The organism is Bartonella sp. W8167 (genome assembly GCF_016100335.1).
Lineage (GTDB): Bacteria > Pseudomonadota > Alphaproteobacteria > Rhizobiales > Rhizobiaceae > Bartonella > Bartonella apis.
In genome coordinates this window covers 474,888-492,120 of record NZ_JACFSQ010000001.1, presented here as the reverse complement: position 1 = coordinate 492,120, position 17,233 = coordinate 474,888, and the positions used below count along the sequence as shown (strand labels likewise).

Sequence of the window (17,233 nt, the reverse complement as noted above, 5' to 3'; positions counted from 1 at the left end):
TCGTAACTTTCATACAAATATTCTGTTATTGCAAGACTACCCCAAACAGTGATCGTGCCATCAATGGAACTGGAACTCTTGCCGAAGGTGAAAAAACTTTAAATTGACTATAATTATCCTGCTTGAAATAATGTTTTATTTCTTCAAACTCTATCCCCAATGTTTTCATAAGAACCCACGGGCGGAGCGACCATGAGGAATAGTTTTTGTTTGCAATGTGAAGTTTGAACATTTTTTTAGAGCTCCGACATACAACCTAATGATACGGGATACATTGTACAGGTTTTAATAACTTCGATTACTGCCGGTCTCAATGCCGATGCCGGAATTTTAGCAGACCGGCATATTTCCGCATCATACATAACCCGGCAATATCACTTTCCTTATTTTCCCACTTTTTAAAAAATCTGTATAAAACGTTTTTTCCCAATTTATCGCTCAAAATTATCGCTCAAAAAAACATCCATAAAAAGATTAGAAATAAAATTATTTATTCTATATATAAAAATATATATTATATTTTTATATATATCTTTAAATAATTATAATATATCAAATTTTATATATTCGATATTATTTTTTCGATTAAATATACTTTTTGTAAATATTTATGAATACTTTTAATATACAAATATTATCAGGATTGGAAAAATTTCCAAATAGAATTTTTTGATTTTCGTGGAATCACAAATTTTCGTTTTAAAATTTCGACACTCCCTCCATTCATATCACTCGGTGAAAACAGGAAATAATCGAGCATAAACAACTATAAAAAAGAAAGCCTGCACTTTTTCCAAATGAAAAAGCACAGGCTTTCAATATTCAATTTTCCTGAAATTCCGGAAAATAGTTTATTAAAATCAAAATTGATGAAGGTTGATCAGAATTGGTATTTGATCTTGAGACCGCCACCGCCGCCTTCACGTCTGCCAATGAAGCCCTGACCGGTTACATCAACACTCAAAGCATCAATCGTGCTGACAGGCTTCATCGAAATACCTGCTTCAACAATGCCTGTGTCACCTTCAAGCGATGGCTTGTCCAGCTTCAATCCATAAGCACGGGCTGCAACTTCACCATCAAATTCATGATCGTAAGCAATACCGACATATGGCTTGAGCTGTTGGTTATAAATCATCGTATATCTGGTACCGATGCGTAAACGCGAACTATCTGCTTCATCGAAGTGCAAACGGTCACGACCGACATCAACGGTTTCGCTATCGACTTTTGTCCAGAAATAGCGGCCATAGACATCAACCGAATTACGTTCGTCAAAATTCATGACATAACCGACACCACCATGTAGGCCGTAATAGTCCGCCCCACTGTCGTAATCACTCCCCTCGCCGAATTCACCCAACAAGTCATCCGTGTCAAAATCGGTGTCAAGATGACCAGCACGGAACGATGCTTCCGCATAAAGCCCGTCCGCCTGACCCGCGTCAAGCTTGTTAACAAGACCTAAGCCTGTACCGGCAAAATCAATCCGGCCGAGAACACCGCCACCTGTATAGTGCGTGTCACCGTCACCATGAACCGATGCATAATTGGCAAAGCTGTTATAGGTGTCATATGTACCACGGCCATATTCAAAGAATGCACCGAGCGTTACCGGATGTTTGTCTGCAAGGTCAAAGCCGGTTGCCAATCCGACAGCCATATTGAAACCGTCAACATTTGCATGGCTTCCCGTTTCATAACGGTTCGAGCTACCGTCAATAACAAAGAACGGCATCAAATTCATCTGCCATGGATTATTGCCACCCTCTGCAACAGAACTTCTGGCTGCACGAATGCCGGCATTGGCTATCAAGTCTGCGCCCTGATTCAAGAAGCCCAGAGATGCTGCACGTCCTTCCGAAAATGCTTTCGTTTGTGGGTTAAGACGACCCGCAAGCTCGCGGTTGCCGCTTTCGCCCTGCTCACCATGTGCCGTATTTCCGGTGTTGTTATTACCACCGATATTAACATTAGGCAAATTGTCGGTATTAGAAGTGTTGCCGGAACCATTGCCATTGTTTTGATTGGCATTGGTCCCATTGTTAGCACCGGTATTGCCGCTGTTACCTACTGTATTATCTCCGCTGTTTGAACCTGCATTGTTGCTATTATTGCCGGTACCATTGGAATTGTTACTACCACTATTGTTGGACGTATTCTCTCCGCCGTTGTTTCCTGCATTGTTGCTATTGCCAGAGTTTTCCTCTTTAACAGCCTGACTATTTTGAGCGGTTAGAACATAACCATTACCGGATTGTTCTGCCTTCATGTCATAGATCAGGAAATTGCCTTGTTTGACTTCCATATTAGACGCCGACGCGTTGGCAACTTTATCAATAAGCGTAATTTTGTCGCCAACGGACAGGCGATTACCGTCGCTTTCAATTGCAACAGTATGCGTCGTATTGGCAAGATTAACGGGGTTGCCGCCGGTTATGTGAACCAGAGTCTCATTATTGACAACGTCCTTTGGCAGAACCCAGTTGTAATTTTGTACGTTTTCAATGCCCCCCAACTCGCCGCGGAAGTGAACGAGGTTCAATGTATTGCCGGTAAAGACATCTGCAGACGATCTGACCTCGCCGTCAAAAAAACCACCATAAACAGTGCCGCCGATTTTTACATTTCCACCTGTTAAAGTGATCAAATTATTCGTGGCATTACCATTTGACGTAACACCACCGTAAACATTGCCATCAATAGTCGCATCTTCGATCGACACGCTGTTATTTGTCGCATCACCAATAAGTGTTTTACCACCAACGCCATAATCAGCCAAATGTGCCCCCCCATTAATAGTGAGCGAATTTCCGCTCACATTACCATTTTCGGAAGCACCTGCCACGGCAAACGTATTGACTGTTGCATTCGAGGTCACCAACAAAGTATTGTTTGACGCCGAGCCATATTGTGTATAACCACTGGTAACCTGATTAACAGTCGCACTATCAGAAATCGTAAGCGAATTGCCTTCGGCGTTACCCGATACTTCGCCATTCTCCGACTTCTCAACGTAGCCGGAAGTTAGATTACCTGTAACAGTGACATTCTTGACCGTGACAACATTATTTGTGCTTGCACTGTCTGTTGAATATCCCCCTGTAATCTGCCCATTGATTGTCCCGCCAGAAACATGAATCTGATTTTTATCGGTACCCTTGTTACTTTCTCCGCCGACAATGTTGCGTCCGACAGACCCTCCGGTAACATTTATTATGTTACGATCGGCACGACCATTCATTGCTTGCCCCCCGTAAACGAAATTCTCGACCGAACCGCCATTTAAATTGACAGTGTTACCGGTTACATCGCCCAATTTACTAGCACCGGCAACGAGATTTCCCTTTACGTTTGTTCCCTCACCACTCATGGTAACGGCATTACCTGTCACATTACCCGCTGTGTCGGCTCCGCCGCCAATAACATCTTTCTTGACAGTTCCACCGGTAATGGTAACCTGATTATCTGACACGCTGATAGCATCCGGATCGGTGCCACTTTGCGAACGCCCGCCAATAATCTGGTTTTCTACTGTCCCCCCCGACATTTCAACCGTATTTTGTAACGCCGAACCGGTCTGTGAAAACCCGCCGTGGCCAAGTGTAACAGTTCCCCCATTGATGACGAGTTTGTTTCCTTGTGCTGCGCCATTTAGCGCATTACCACCCCCGGCTTCAACAACCTTTGCGTCGCCGGAAATCGTTGTCACATTATTTTTTGCTGAACCATTACCTACGTCAACCATTCCGCCATAAGCAGTTTCTGTTACTTCGCTGGTGCCGGAAATGGTTACGCTATTTCCAATAGCATCGCTTTTTTCAGCTTTGTCGAAAATAAATCCCCCTGCAATGCCTGATGCTCTTGCCGTTCCATCCATAATGACGTGATTATTGGAAACAGATGCATCCTTGGAAGATGTACCGCCTGCAACAAAAGCAGTAGTCTCACCACCACTCAGGGTTAATGTGTTGTTGTCAACTACGCCTTCAGCGTCCGTGTAACCGGCGTAAATATTCTTTCCGTAGCTGCCACTTTTGACCACAACCGAATTATTTTTAACATCTCCACTTGACGAAGCACCACCCAAAATAATTGCGGACGCTGTTCCTCCATCTAGTGTCACAGTGTTGCCAGATGAACCGGTCTTCCCAAATCCACCGTATATCATTCCGGTAACATTGCCTTTTGAGAACTCGACGCTGTTATTGTTGGCACTGCCGGCATTGGAAGTGCCGCCCATTACCCGGCCCCCAATTTGGCCGTCGGTTATGACAACCTTATTTTTCTCAGCAACACCGTCTCCGACGATTGCTCCATAAACATCCTCATTAACTTTCGCAGTTCCCTGGATATTAACGGTATTTCCTGAAGCATTAGTTGCCGATGCTCCTGCAACGGTATCAGGAGCTTTATAGTCATCTGTTAACTTACTCGGATTATCTACTGTAACTATATTGTTCACGTCACTCTCGTGAATTGTCACGTAGGTTCCGTTTTTTTCACTATGGTATGTGTCGTAATCGCCTTGAGTACCATTATAATTAATTGTTCCAGCCCACGCTGAAGTCGTATTCGACCCCGCAAATGCCAATGCCAATGTTAAAGCAGACACTGTTGTACTGAAATATTTTTTACTCATTGTAAAAATGCCCCGTTGAGAATTATTTGCTGATAACGACAGACCAGCTCCTTTTAAAATTCAGAAGCATAACACGCACATAAATTCAAGTGCAGAACAAGCAGAAAAAAATCGTTTTAGTTAATTTTATGCTGTTCTTTGGCTAATTTATCACAGTTTTTTTCATTTATAGTTGAAAAAATTCTTCTTCTTATAATCTAAATCTCTATAAAATAATGAAAAATCGTCATTTTTTGGTTTTTCTAGCATTCAAACAGATAAATCAACCTAGAGTGGATTATGTTTTTGATCGTCAATATTCAACATCAAAGCTTCGCGCCTTCATAGCGAATCTCTAATACTTTCAGACAATAACCAATTCGATTAAATCAGAAATCGCTTTCGCGACGCATCAAGAGCTGATCCAACGATTCAAAATGTTATTGATAACCGACCTGATGACCGTTATTGAACGCGTTTTCAGATACGTCCGATCTGTCGGCAGCAATGTTCAAGCTTGTTTTAACCGGACAAAAATCCGATTACTCGCCACCTGTTTTAAAACGAGCTGAATTTTTTAAAAAATCCCGATTGATTGAAGTTTATCACTCACCAATTGCTGGTGTCGAAAACCGGATGAAGATCAGATTAAACTATCGCTGTTGTGCCTCACAAAAGCGATTTGCAATGAAATAAGGTGTGACGCGTTCTGTGGGAACGAGGTTAAAAATTACACGTTTCGCAGACTCTATAAAGCCAACATGTGGAGGTGATGATAGAAATTGAAATAGACGGCGTTATAAATACCCAATCTACAAGCGTAGCCGATATAAAGGAGCCGACAAAAAGAGCCCATAAAAAACATATGGGTCATGAAAATTTCAGGCAAAACCTCCGGAAAGCATCCTGTCCGGCATTATCATTTATCAGGGTGAACAGGTTGAATAACGCCCCGAGAATTTGCGAGGTTTTGCAATTTGAAAAACCGAATAATAATATGAGAGGAATTTTTATAATTTTAAATTGATTACATATTAATATATTTTAATAATAAAAAATAATACTATCCAATTTAATCTGTTTTTCATAATATATATTAGATAATTTATTCACGTTTATTTACTTGAATTAATAGCCATTCACAATATTATATTTGTTTCTAAAAATATTTCATCTCTTCAAAAAATTGTTACAGGGCGGGAAAACAGATTTTCAAATCAAGCTTTATGTTATTATTAAACTCCATTTTTAAAGAGATGCAAAACGTCAATCGAAAAGCTCATCGTGTTCTAGATATTCCTAATTCCGGACACGTTTGATCTGCTTCAGTGTGTTTTCAGGTCGTTGAAAAAGGATTGCAGTATTTCTTCAATGCAATTTCGATATCAATTTTCGGGATATATTTTCGGGAGGAGAGTTTTTGTCAGCCATAGCCTATTCAAACTTGGGAAAAGCAGCCATTAAACGTGTAAATACATCCGATATTGCAAGGCTGGCAGGGATGAGCCGAAGCACGGTCGATCGTGTTTTGAACGAACGTGGAAGCGTATCGGAAGTAACCCGCAAAAAAATTATTGCTGCTGCACGGGAACTTGGCATAAAACGCGTTCTGCCGGATCTCTGGCATGGTACATACCGCATCGAACTTATTATTCCTAAAAACGGGCCCCACAACCATTCACCCTTGTGGGGTGAAATTGATTCATTTGCGCAAATTCACGCCCGCAATTTACCGTCATATATTTCATTGCACCGTACGCTCATTCCCGAAGGGGACCATGACGGTCTTTATAAAGCAATTCTGACGCCCCCTTTTCAACGCAATGCACTGATTATAGCAGCCGGATCGGATGAAGCTGCAATCCCTGCACTTCTTGAAGTAGCGAAACGTGGCGAGCAAATTGTTACTATTGTCAATGACGTACCGATTGATGTCGACCATCTTTATGGTGGCGTTGACAATTTTGTTCAGGGACAAACTGCCGGACAGTTGATGAATGGAATATTACGTGATGACGGAGAGATTCTTGTTATTCAAGGCTCTATGAAAAGGCGGGAACATCGCGATCGAGTTGTCGGCTTTCTGAAAATAATCGACCAGCGTTATCCGGTCATCATTCACGAAACCAATGAAGATGACGATATGACGAGTAGAATTGTGCTCGAGACATTCAAAAAGCATCATATCGTAGGAATATATTCAACAGTCCACTCACCGGACGCTATCGGCAATATTTTGAAAAAAATGCCGAACCGGCCAAAGTGGATCAGCCATGAGTTGAGTGATAAGCACAAGCTGCTCCTTCAACAAGACGTGATTGACTTCGTTCTTGATCAAGATGCCGACACACAAGTTGCATGGGCAATAGCCAATGCAGCAGCCCCGATTTTGGCGGGAAATCATGGCATGCATCTGAAGCAGCCCGAGTTCAAAATTTTTTGCAAAACAAATATCTGAAAAGGCAAGTTTTTAATTGCGGCAATTGCGTCATTTTAGTGAAACAGCACATCTTGCCGCTCTGCTATTGTCAGACTAGACAAAATTAGAGACAAAATGTCGCAGCTTAAATAGGGTCCAAGTATTTTCAGGCTGAGTGCATTTTGAAAGGTTTTAGACCTTTGTTTTCTCAATGTAATTGCTAGTCGGTTAAGCAAGCGGGCAAAATCTAGCGAAGCAATGCGCCGAAAATTTGTTCGTTACTTGATTAAACGCTGGGGTAATCCAATAAGATTGGGAGTATAAATGACGAATTGGAAAGTTTGGGCGCTTCGCGTCCTTGGTATTATTGCCCTACTTTTAGGGTTGGCGCTCACCTTTGGAGGTGTTTGGCTCATAGCATTGGGCGGTTCCTGGTTTTATGCCATTGCGGGTATAGCCATGATCGTCATCGGCTTTGATGTCTATAGACGCCGTTCAACGGCTTTATGGGTTGCCTACGGACTTCTCATAGTTGATCTTTTATGGGCATTCTGGGAAGTCGGCTTTGATTTTTGGCAACTTGTGCCAAGAATTATGGTATTTCTTGTTTTTGCTTTGGTCGTTTCCATTATTTCGCCGGCATTGCTCAAGAAAAATGGCGGAAAGTCATTTTCAGCAATGTTCGCAACGATCAGTTCTGTTGTACTCGCCATCGCTGTTATTGCGGTTCTCGCCAATATGCCGCGTCCGCATGCATTGGTAACAGCAAGTGGCGAAAAGTCACCGGTTGTCTATAGCGATGCCGGCAAGGACAGTGGAAATGATTGGCCTGCATGGGGGCGCAACACCAAAGGCAACCGTTATGCACAATTCGACCAGATCAACAAATCCAACGTCAAGGATTTGAAAGTTGCCTGGACTTATCATACAGGCGATCTTGCAATCGACGGAGCGGAATATCAGGTCACTCCGCTGAAAGTGGATGACACAGTTTACCTTTGCACGCCGCTCAACAAGATTATTGCACTTGATGCAACAACCGGAATTGAAAAATGGAAATATGATCCGAAGCCGAAAATCTTCCAGAGTACAAAAGGTTGGAAGAGATGCCGTGGCGTTGGCTATACGGACCTCACTGAGCAGTATGAACAAGCTGCTGCCAATCATTCAGCATCAAACGGTGATAATGAACACAGCAGCAATACTGAGGCTGCCCTTCCGACAGTTTGCCGCAAACGTATTGTTGTAACCACAATTGACGCACGTCTCTTCACACTTGATGCGGAAACCGGCAAGCTTTGTGACGGCTTCGGCGACAATGGTTTTGTTGACCTGACTGTAGGTCTTACAAAAGAGCCGCCGACAAGTGATCAGGGCTCGTACAATATCACGTCTGCTCCGCTTGTTGCCGATGGCGTGATTGTCGTTGGTGGACGGTTGAACGATAACCTGACAGTTGGCGAACCTTCCGGTGTTGTCCGTGGATTTGACGCCATTACCGGTAAAATTCTCTGGGCATGGGATGCAGCACGCGGTGCAAAAGACAGCACTCCGCTTCCCGCAGGTCAGACCTATGCGCCTGAAACACCGAATTTCTGGGGCACTGCCGCCTATGATCCGAAACTCCACCTTGTCTATTTCCCGACAGGTAACCAGACACCGGACTTCTGGACAGGTAATCGCCACCCTTATTCGGATGAATATAACGACTCTATCGTCGCGGTAGACATAAAAACAGGTAAAGAAGCCTGGCATTTTAGAACTGCCAATATCGACCAGTTCGACTATGATGTTTCTTCCCAGCCTATTCTTTATGACCTCCCAAGACCCGATGGTTCCGTTGTACCGGTTGTCATCCAGTTGACAAAACGTGGCGAGATTTTTGTACTTGACCGCCGCAATGGACAACCGGTCTATCCGGTCGAGCAACGCGCTGTCTCCACAGATGCGATGCCGGGCATGAATGTTGCACCGACACAACCTTTCTCGGCTCTTTCAATCGGTACAGAAAAACTTAAAGAATCCGATATGTGGGGTGCCACAATCTTCGATCAGCTCGTTTGCCGTATCGCATTTAAATCAATGCGTTGGGAAGGCGAATGGACACCATTATCGGATAAGAAACGTACTCTTATTTTCCCCGGCTATTATGGCGGCATGAACTGGGGTGGCGGCGCAATCGACGCTTCAACCGGTACGCTTATCGTCAATGATATCCGTATGGCACAATGGGGCCGTTTCATTAAACAGGATGTCGCCAAGAAAATCGGTTTGAAGCCGACAACTGAAGGCGAATATTCAACGCAAACCGGCACTCCTTGGGGTGTTGAACGCTCTATGTTTGTTTCGCCACTCGGTGTACCGTGCTTTAAACCACCATTCGGTTCATTGACGGCTATCGACCTTGTTACCGGAAAAACAAAATGGCAAGTACCGCTGGGTTCCATTCAGGATGCACCGGTTCATGGATTTGTTCCCGGTGTTTACATTCCGCTCGGGATGCCGACAATGGGCGGACCGCTTGTTACCGGCGGTGGATTGACCTTCTTCCACGGTTCGCTTGATTATTACATCCGTGCATTTGATAACGACACAGGAAAAGAACTCTGGCGCGGGCGTCTGCCCGTCGGTGGCCAAGGTGCACCAATGTCTTACATCGGCAAGGATGGCAAACAGTATATCGTTGCCGTTGTGGGCGGTGCCACACGGACAGGAACCAACAAAAACCGTTCCGATCTGGTCATCGCCTATAGTTTGCCGGATAATAAATAAAAGGGACATTCTGCCCTTTTTAAAACGCTTCTTCCGGTCTATCCGGCAGAAGCAATAAACCCGAATATTGAAGGAGAAAAACCGTGAAAAAAACATGGAAAAAACCGTCTATGTGTCAAGTCGCTGCAGGAATGGAAATTTCCCGTTACTTGCCGGCGGAAGTAAAGAACAAACGTTAATATGACCGCCACGCCTGCAGCCTTTTCTGCAGGCGTAGCACTTCATTCGGTTTTATGTCGGCTGATACAACATTTCGGCATCTAACCCGTAAAGTTTAAAATATGAATTGACCGGATATTCATCTTCAATATTTTTGCAGAATATTTCTAATGCCGGTTGTTTCAAAGTTTTGGCAATATCGCCAAGTCAAAAAAATGCCAAATCAGACAATTCATTATGTATATTAAAGTTTTAGGATCAGCAGCAGGCGGCGGCTTTCCGCAATGGAATTGCAATTATTATCTGAGCCGCAATGCGCGCAATCATCAACCGGGTTTTTTACCTCGCACGCAATCAAGCATCATTGCCTCGGCAGACAAAAAACATTGGATCCTCTTCAACGCCTCGCCCGATTTACGCCAGCAAATCAATTCGACTCCGGAACTTTTCCCCGACCCGAATGGACTGTTGCGTTCAACACCGATTTCAGCAGTCGTTCTCACCAATGCCGATATTGATCATATCGCCGGTCTTTTGACCATGCGGGAAAGACAACCATTTGTCATTTACGCAACAGAACGGGTTATCAATGTGCTCGACAATAATCCCGTTTTCAACATTCTGGATCCGGCAATAGTCAAGAAAATAATATTGCCGCTTAACAGGTTGACCAAGATTTCCGATGTAAATAATGAACCTACCGGCCTCGAGATCAGGGCTTTTCCTGTTCCGGGGAAAATTGCACTTTTTCTGGAAGACAAGAAGAAAAAAGATTTTGGTTCGGAAACTGAAGATACAATCGGCGTCAGGATCTTTGACAAGGAAAACAATCGCTCGGTTTCCTATATTCCCGGTTGTGCAAGGGTAAGTTCCTTGGTCAAAAATCAAACAGAAAATAGCGATTGCCTGTTTTTTGACGGCACGTTATTTCGCGATGACGAGATGATAAAAGCCGGCCTTGGCCCCAAAACCGGACAACGCATGGGCCATATGTCGATATCGGGCGCAGACGGCGCTATCGAAGCCTGGCGTAACGCAAAAGTTTCTAGAAAAATATTTATTCATATCAACAATAGTAATCCGGTCCTTGATGATCATTCGGCTGAACGTCATGAAGTCGAACAATCCGGCTGGGAAGTTGCATTTGACGGAATGGAGATAAATTTTGACTGATTATCATAATATCGCCCGCAATGGCTTGACACCTGATGAGCTTGAAAAAATACTACGTCAGATCGGGAAAGAACGTTACCATATCAACCACCCCCATCATAAAATGATGATGGCTGGCAAAATGACGAAATTGCAACTTCAAGCCTGGGCATTGAACCGCTATTGTTATCAGGCAGCCATTCCACGAAAAGATGCGGCAATTCTGATGAATTCCAAAGATCCGGTTTTCCGTGCCGAATGGCGTCGCAGGATTAGCGATCATGATGGCACAAACGGACTGGATGGCGGTGTTGCGCGCTGGTTGAAACTTGCTACCGGTTTGGGACTTGATGAAGAGATGGTCAAAAGCGAAAGACAGGCTCTTTGGTCAACGCGTTTTGCTGTCGAAGCTTATGTTAACTTCTGTCGCCAAAGGCCGCTTCTCGAAGGTGTTGCTTCGTCATTGACGGAATTGTTTTCACCGACAATCATCGCCGAACGTGTTCCGGGTATTTTGGCAAAATATCCTTATGTGAGCGAAGAGACATTGGCCTATTTCAAACCGAGATTGACGCAGGCACCGAAGGATTCAAGTTTTTCATTGGCCTATGTGCGCGAACATGCCGACACGCCCGAAAAACAGCAGGCCGTCATAGATGCTTTGATATTCAAAACCGGTGTGCTCTGGTCAATGCTTGATGCGCTGGATTATGCTTACGGAGAAGCCGGACGTATTCCCCCTGGCGCTTTTCGTGGTACCTCGAACGAATGATGGCAGACCGTTTGACAAAACAAAGAAAAATTCTGAGCGACGAAAGTCGCCCGGAATTATTTCATCACGTCAGAATCCAATACGAACCGGTGAGAAAAGCTTATGCACTTCTTTCACCGGAAAAAGTATTTTGGCCGAATGAAATCGGACTTGATATATTACGGCTTTGTGATGGAAAGAGAACCGCACGCGAGATTGCTCTTTCTTTATCCGAAACCTATGACGCTCCGGTTCACGAAATCATTGACGATGTTTACTCCTTTTTACAAGATTGGGCCGACCAACTTGTCGTAAAAATATGACTGTAGAAATTTTCCCTCCCATCAGTATGCTGGCGGAACTCAATTATCGATGCCCGCTTCAATGTCCCTATTGTTCCAACCCTCTGGAACTCATGAAAGCCGATCAGGAACAGGATAAAAACTTTTGGGAAAAGCTTTTCAAAGAAGCAGCAAAGCTCGGCGTGTTACAAGCGCATTTGTCCGGTGGCGAACCGACATTGCGAAAAGATCTTGTAGAGATCGTTGCAGCCGTTCACGATAACGGCATTTACTCGAACCTTATTACCGCCGGCGTTGCTTTGCCCGAAGCAACATTGGAAGCTTTGAAAGAAGCAGGCCTTGATCACGTGCAACTATCACTACAGGGTACAACGCCGCAAACAACAGAATTGATAGGCCATTATAAAGGCGCATTCGAGAAGAAAATCGCTACAGCAAAACTTGTCCGTAAACTGGGGCTGCCCCTTACATTGAATGCTCCGATCCATCGTTACAACATTGACGAACTTGACGCCTATTTCGATCTTGCTCTCGAGCTTGACGCCGAACGCATAGAAATCGCCAATGTTCAATATTCCGGCTGGGCATTACTCAATCGCAACGCTTTGATGCCCAAGCGTGAAGACTTTGAAAAACAAATGGACAAGGTTGAAAAATATCGCGAACAGCTACGGGGTGTTATCAATATCGACTATGTCATTCCCGACTATTTTGCCGATTACCCCAAGCCATGCATGGGCGGCTGGGCGCGTGATGCTTTTGTCGTCATCCCTGACGGCACAGTTCTACCCTGTCATGCGGCAAGAACCATTAAAACCTTACAGTTTGATAAATTCGGAGAAAAAACACTTTCCGAAATCTGGCATAATTCAAGTGCGTTCAATGCCTTCCGTGGTTTTGACTGGATGCCTGAGCCATGCCGTTCCTGCAAAAGACGTAATATAGATTTTGGTGGCTGTCGTTGTCAGGCACTGGCATTGGCAGGCGATGCTTCAGCAACCGATCCCGCCTGCATCAAATCGCCATTTCACAAGAAAATCAAACAGTTGGGAGAGCAAGCAAGTCATGCCAATGCGCCGCTTCAATACCGACGCATAGGCCTCTTTCAATAATCATAACCAGTATTAGCCGAATTTACCAAATTCCATTGCGACAGGTTTCCGACACAGCATTCCATTCCTTTCGTTGTTGACGAAAAACTATTTGAAAACAGGATAGTTACAGTTTTTTCTTGACCCCGTATCAAGGATGAAAATTGTTTGCTTCGCTACGGATATCATTCATCACAAATTCAAGAGCCGGTGAAATATTGCTTTCCGTTCGCAATGTCATTCCTACCGGGCCCAAAGTTTCGGACGTATCAAACGGCAAGGCCACTAAAGAACCAGCACGAATATCTTCCAGAACTACCCCTTCGGAAATCACCCATATCGCATCACTCGAACGCGTATACGAACGGCCAAAAGCAGTCGAGACAGTTTCTGCAACAATATTGAGGCGAGGCATATCGGAAATCAGCAATAGTTTTTCTACTGCCGGACGAATAATCGATTGTTGGGTTGGCAGGATAAAATCATATTGTCCCATCGCTGCAAGATCGAAATTGGGTCGCTTCAAAAGCGGATGATCCGGACGTACTGCAAAACAGATTTTTTCCGAATAAAGATGCTCGAAACGCAATCCAATCATTTCTGACGGTTCGCCCATCCGGCCTATGACAATATCGACCCTGCCATCGCGTAACTGATTGATCAGATAATTATTCGGTCCCGTTACGATAACCGGCCTGCCTCCTATTTTACGAGCAATATAACGTTGTATAGCTTTTGGTAACAGACGCGCAGACACAGTTGGCAATGCACCAATATGGAGCGGCTTTGCTTCCGGCGAGTGCGTCTCTTCAATTTCTTCGACTCCCAAACGCAATGCCAGCATAGAATTTTCTATATGCGTCAAAAAGCGCTTGCCAACTGGTGTCAGACGGAGTGTTCTATGACTGCGGTCGAAAAGTTCTGTATCAAGAATGGTTTCCAATTCTCGAACGGTCTTGGAAACGCCGGGTTGTGTAATTGCCAATGCATCTGCAGCAGCACTTATACTTTTCTGCCTCGCAACTTCTTGAAACGTCTTCAAATGGCGAAGTCTGATCTGTTGGAAGGCTATCATTCTTATAACCCATTAATTATATTACAAGCATAATTTATCATTTTACATAATCACTTACTTTTTTTAAAGTAATAATCGGAGGGGATGATATGAAATTCTGTTTTGCAAATGACATAGCGGTAAATTATTCTATAAGCGGAGCTAACAAACGTCGTCACATCGTCTTTATCAATTCGCTAGGCACAGATTTACGCATTTGGGATGATGTCGTTACCGATCTTTCAAAGGATTACCGGTGCCTTTGTTACGACAAGCGGGGTCACGGACTATCCGGTGGTGAAGACGAAGCTTATTCGATTGATCTTCTGACCAAAGATTTGTTTGAACTCCTCAATGCTGTCTCATGGAAAGACGACATTACACTCGTGGGACTATCTGTCGGCGGGCTTATCGCACAAAATTTTGCTTATCATCATCCGGAAAAAGTTGCCGGACTTATATTGATGGATACGGCTGCCAAAATTGGCGACGATAAATCATGGAACGAGAGGATTGCTATTATTCGTGAAAGGGGAATTCCCGCTGTCGGCAAAAATATCATGACTCGCTGGCTAACGCACGATTTCAAGCAAAAAAGACCCGATGCTTATGCGTGTTACCGCAATATGTTGGAACGGACCAGTTCCAAAGCCTACTGCGCCACCTGTTTTGCATTGCGTGATAGTGATCTCACATCAAAGACTGCTGAATTGAAATTGCCAACACTGGTTATTGTCGGAGAAAACGACCTGTCGACACCACCGCAAGTGGTCAAACAAATGGCTGATCTCCTTGCCAATGCTGATTATCAAACCATAGCTGCTTGCGGACATCTACCATGTATAGAGCAGCCGGAGCTTACAATAAAGGCATTGAGAAGTTTTATTTCGGAGAAATTGCATGGCTGAAAATGGAAAAAACGAGCGTTATGAAAAAGGTATGCTTACGCGCCGGCAGGTGCTTGGGGATTCCTATGTTGACAGGGCTGTGGCCAATACAACGCCGTTTGATAGCGATTTCCAGACATTCATAACAGAGGGCGCATGGGGCAGTTTATGGTCCCGCCCACACTTCAGCAAACGGGAACGTTCGATTGTGACATTGGCTTTATTGGCAGCTTTGGGACACGAGGAAGAATTTGCCATGCACGTCAATGCCACGCAAAACACCGGTGCTACCGCTCAGGACATCGTTGAAACACTCATGCATGTAGCGGTTTATGCCGGCGTTCCAAGCGCCAATAGCGCAATCAAGATTGCCAAGAGAGAATTACACAAACTTGGTGTTCAGCAATAGTTGAATTGATAAGAGGAGGAAAAAATGAATGGACGTTTCATCCAGCGGGATAGAGATTGGCATCCACCAGCATATACACCTCAATACAAAACCAGTGTTTTGCGGTCACCTCGCAATGCTTTGCTTTCTTTAGGACCAACAATCTCGGAAATGACAGGTCCGGTTTTTGGCCACGATATACTTGGTGAACTGGATAATGATCTTATCCGCAATTATGCCAAGACAGGTTCGCCGATTGGCCAGCGCATTGTGGTTTACGGGCGTGTTCTTGACGAAAATGGCAACGGCGTTCCCGGTACTTTGATTGAATTCTGGCAAGCCAATGCCGGCGGCCGTTACAGGCACAAAAAAGAAACCTATCTTGCCGAGATTGACCCGAACTTTGGTGGATGCGGACGCACCATTACCGATGAAAACGGCTTCTACATGTTCCGTACAATAAAACCGGGTGCATATCCGTGGCCGAACGGTGTGAATGATTGGCGTCCGGCTCATATCCATTTTTCGATATTCGGTCATGCATTTGCCCAGCGTTTGATTACCCAAATGTATTTTGAAGGTGATCCGATGATCTGGCAGTGCCCGATTGTCAAAACAATTCCCGATCCGGAAGCCATCGGCCGCCTGATCGCAAAACTCGATCGCAATGCAACAATACCGATGGATGCTTTGGCTTATAAGTTTGACATTGTGCTTCGCGGGCGTCGTTCGACAATGTTTGAAAATCGTATGGAGGGCAATTAATATGGTTCAGGAACTTCATTATCTCAAAGAATCTCCCTCGCAAACCGTTGGCCCCTACATCCATATCGGTGCAACACCCAATTATGTCGGCATTCATGGTGTCTATCCCCATGATCTCGGTTCGACAATGTTGACAGATGAAACAAAAGGCGAGCGTATTATTCTCGAAGGACAAGTTTTTGACGGTGGTGGCGAGCCGATTAAAGACGCCTTGGTTGAAATCTGGCAAGCCGATGCCAACGGGCTTTATAATTCTGTCAACGAGACGCGGGGCAAAGCCGACCCGACTTTCACCGGATGGGGACGGCAGCCGGCATCAGCCGATAAAGCCTATTTCCGGTTTGAAACAATTCGGCCGGGTGTTACTCCCTACCCCGATGGACGCAAACAGGCACCGCATATAACGGTTTGGGTTGGCGCACGAGGTATCAATATCGGCCTTCATACGCGTGCGTATTTTTCCGATATGGAGGAGTTGAACAAAAAAGACCCCCTCCTCAACCGGATTGATTCTGAAAAACGTCGCAATACGTTGATCGCAAAAAAATCCGAACGCGATAATGTCACAGTCTTCACTTTCAATATTATCGTTCAAGGTGAAAATGAAACTGTCTTTCTGGATATTTAAGTTGGAAAAGCATGGACGCCAATGGAACGTTTTTTCATTCCATTGGCGTAACTTATCTCTGAAATCACGATCTCATGCCAATATGCCGCAAACAATTCGGTCAAAAACCGGAACGGATCAAGATAAAACTATATTTTTATAGATGACAAATTCTGTATGCGGAAATTTTTAAGCTGAACGAAACAGAGCATACAGGTTCGTTGGCCTAATTGGACGTAAAACGAATATAAAAAGGCTTTGCTAC

General features: G+C 44.4%; 12 protein-coding genes. 10 read left to right on the top strand and 2 right to left on the bottom strand.

Annotation, left to right across the window (positions count from 1 at the left end):
* Positions 1 to 880 precede the first annotated feature (880 nt).
* On the bottom strand, positions 881 to 4,642 hold the full coding sequence (locus H3V12_RS01850; protein ID WP_198212402.1) for an autotransporter outer membrane beta-barrel domain-containing protein: 3,762 nt from the start codon (positions 4,640 to 4,642) through the stop codon (positions 881 to 883).
* Between the two features lie 1,399 nt (positions 4,643 to 6,041).
* On the opposite strand from H3V12_RS01850, the gene H3V12_RS01845 reads away from it, so the two are divergent.
* The 6 genes from H3V12_RS01845 to pqqE all read left to right on the top strand — a co-directional run bounded on the left by H3V12_RS01845 (position 6,042) and on the right by pqqE (position 13,288).
* The gene (locus tag H3V12_RS01845) at positions 6,042 to 7,079 is read left to right on the top strand and encodes a LacI family DNA-binding transcriptional regulator (RefSeq protein ID WP_198212400.1); all 1,038 of its coding nucleotides are present in this window, start codon (positions 6,042 to 6,044) and stop codon (positions 7,077 to 7,079) included.
* 285 nt (positions 7,080 to 7,364) lie between these two features.
* The gene (locus H3V12_RS01840) at positions 7,365 to 9,812 is read left to right on the top strand and encodes a membrane-bound PQQ-dependent dehydrogenase, glucose/quinate/shikimate family (protein ID WP_198212398.1); all 2,448 of its coding nucleotides are present in this window, start codon (positions 7,365 to 7,367) and stop codon (positions 9,810 to 9,812) included.
* A gap of 396 nt (positions 9,813 to 10,208) precedes the next feature.
* On the top strand, positions 10,209 to 11,144 hold the full coding sequence (pqqB, locus tag H3V12_RS01835) for a pyrroloquinoline quinone biosynthesis protein PqqB (protein WP_198212396.1): 936 nt from the start codon (positions 10,209 to 10,211) through the stop codon (positions 11,142 to 11,144).
* The gene (gene pqqC, locus H3V12_RS01830) at positions 11,137 to 11,895 is read left to right on the top strand and encodes a pyrroloquinoline-quinone synthase PqqC (RefSeq protein ID WP_198212394.1); all 759 of its coding nucleotides are present in this window, start codon (positions 11,137 to 11,139) and stop codon (positions 11,893 to 11,895) included. The genes pqqB and pqqC overlap by 8 nt, the downstream gene beginning before the upstream one ends.
* The gene (gene pqqD / locus H3V12_RS01825) at positions 11,892 to 12,197 is read left to right on the top strand and encodes a pyrroloquinoline quinone biosynthesis peptide chaperone PqqD (RefSeq protein ID WP_198212391.1); all 306 of its coding nucleotides are present in this window, start codon (positions 11,892 to 11,894) and stop codon (positions 12,195 to 12,197) included. The genes pqqC and pqqD overlap by 4 nt, the downstream gene beginning before the upstream one ends.
* On the top strand, positions 12,194 to 13,288 hold the full coding sequence (gene pqqE / locus H3V12_RS01820; RefSeq protein ID WP_198212390.1) for a pyrroloquinoline quinone biosynthesis protein PqqE: 1,095 nt from the start codon (positions 12,194 to 12,196) through the stop codon (positions 13,286 to 13,288). Before pqqD ends, pqqE begins: the two co-directional genes overlap by 4 nt.
* 130 nt (positions 13,289 to 13,418) lie before the next feature.
* Here pqqE and pcaQ read toward each other — a convergent pair whose 3' ends face one another.
* Positions 13,419 to 14,342 carry a pca operon transcription factor PcaQ gene (gene pcaQ, locus H3V12_RS01815; RefSeq protein ID WP_198212387.1) on the bottom strand — a complete coding sequence of 308 codons (924 nt, stop codon included), beginning with the start codon at positions 14,340 to 14,342 and terminating at the stop codon, positions 13,419 to 13,421.
* A gap of 89 nt (positions 14,343 to 14,431) precedes the next feature.
* On the opposite strand from pcaQ, the gene pcaD reads away from it, so the two are divergent.
* The 4 genes from pcaD to pcaG are packed head-to-tail and all read left to right on the top strand — an operon-like array spanning position 14,432 to position 16,989.
* The gene (gene pcaD / locus H3V12_RS01810) at positions 14,432 to 15,229 is read left to right on the top strand and encodes a 3-oxoadipate enol-lactonase (RefSeq protein WP_198212385.1); all 798 of its coding nucleotides are present in this window, start codon (positions 14,432 to 14,434) and stop codon (positions 15,227 to 15,229) included.
* Positions 15,222 to 15,617 carry a 4-carboxymuconolactone decarboxylase gene (gene pcaC / locus H3V12_RS01805; protein ID WP_198212383.1) on the top strand — a complete coding sequence of 132 codons (396 nt, stop codon included), beginning with the start codon at positions 15,222 to 15,224 and terminating at the stop codon, positions 15,615 to 15,617. The genes pcaD and pcaC overlap by 8 nt, the downstream gene beginning before the upstream one ends.
* Positions 15,618 to 15,641: 24 nt before the next feature.
* Positions 15,642 to 16,361, top strand: coding sequence for a protocatechuate 3,4-dioxygenase subunit beta (pcaH, locus tag H3V12_RS01800; protein ID WP_198212381.1), 720 nt, complete (start codon positions 15,642 to 15,644; stop codon positions 16,359 to 16,361).
* 1 nt (position 16,362) lies between these two features.
* The gene (gene pcaG / locus H3V12_RS01795; RefSeq protein ID WP_198212379.1) at positions 16,363 to 16,989 is read left to right on the top strand and encodes a protocatechuate 3,4-dioxygenase subunit alpha; all 627 of its coding nucleotides are present in this window, start codon (positions 16,363 to 16,365) and stop codon (positions 16,987 to 16,989) included.
* Positions 16,990 to 17,233 lie beyond the last annotated feature (244 nt).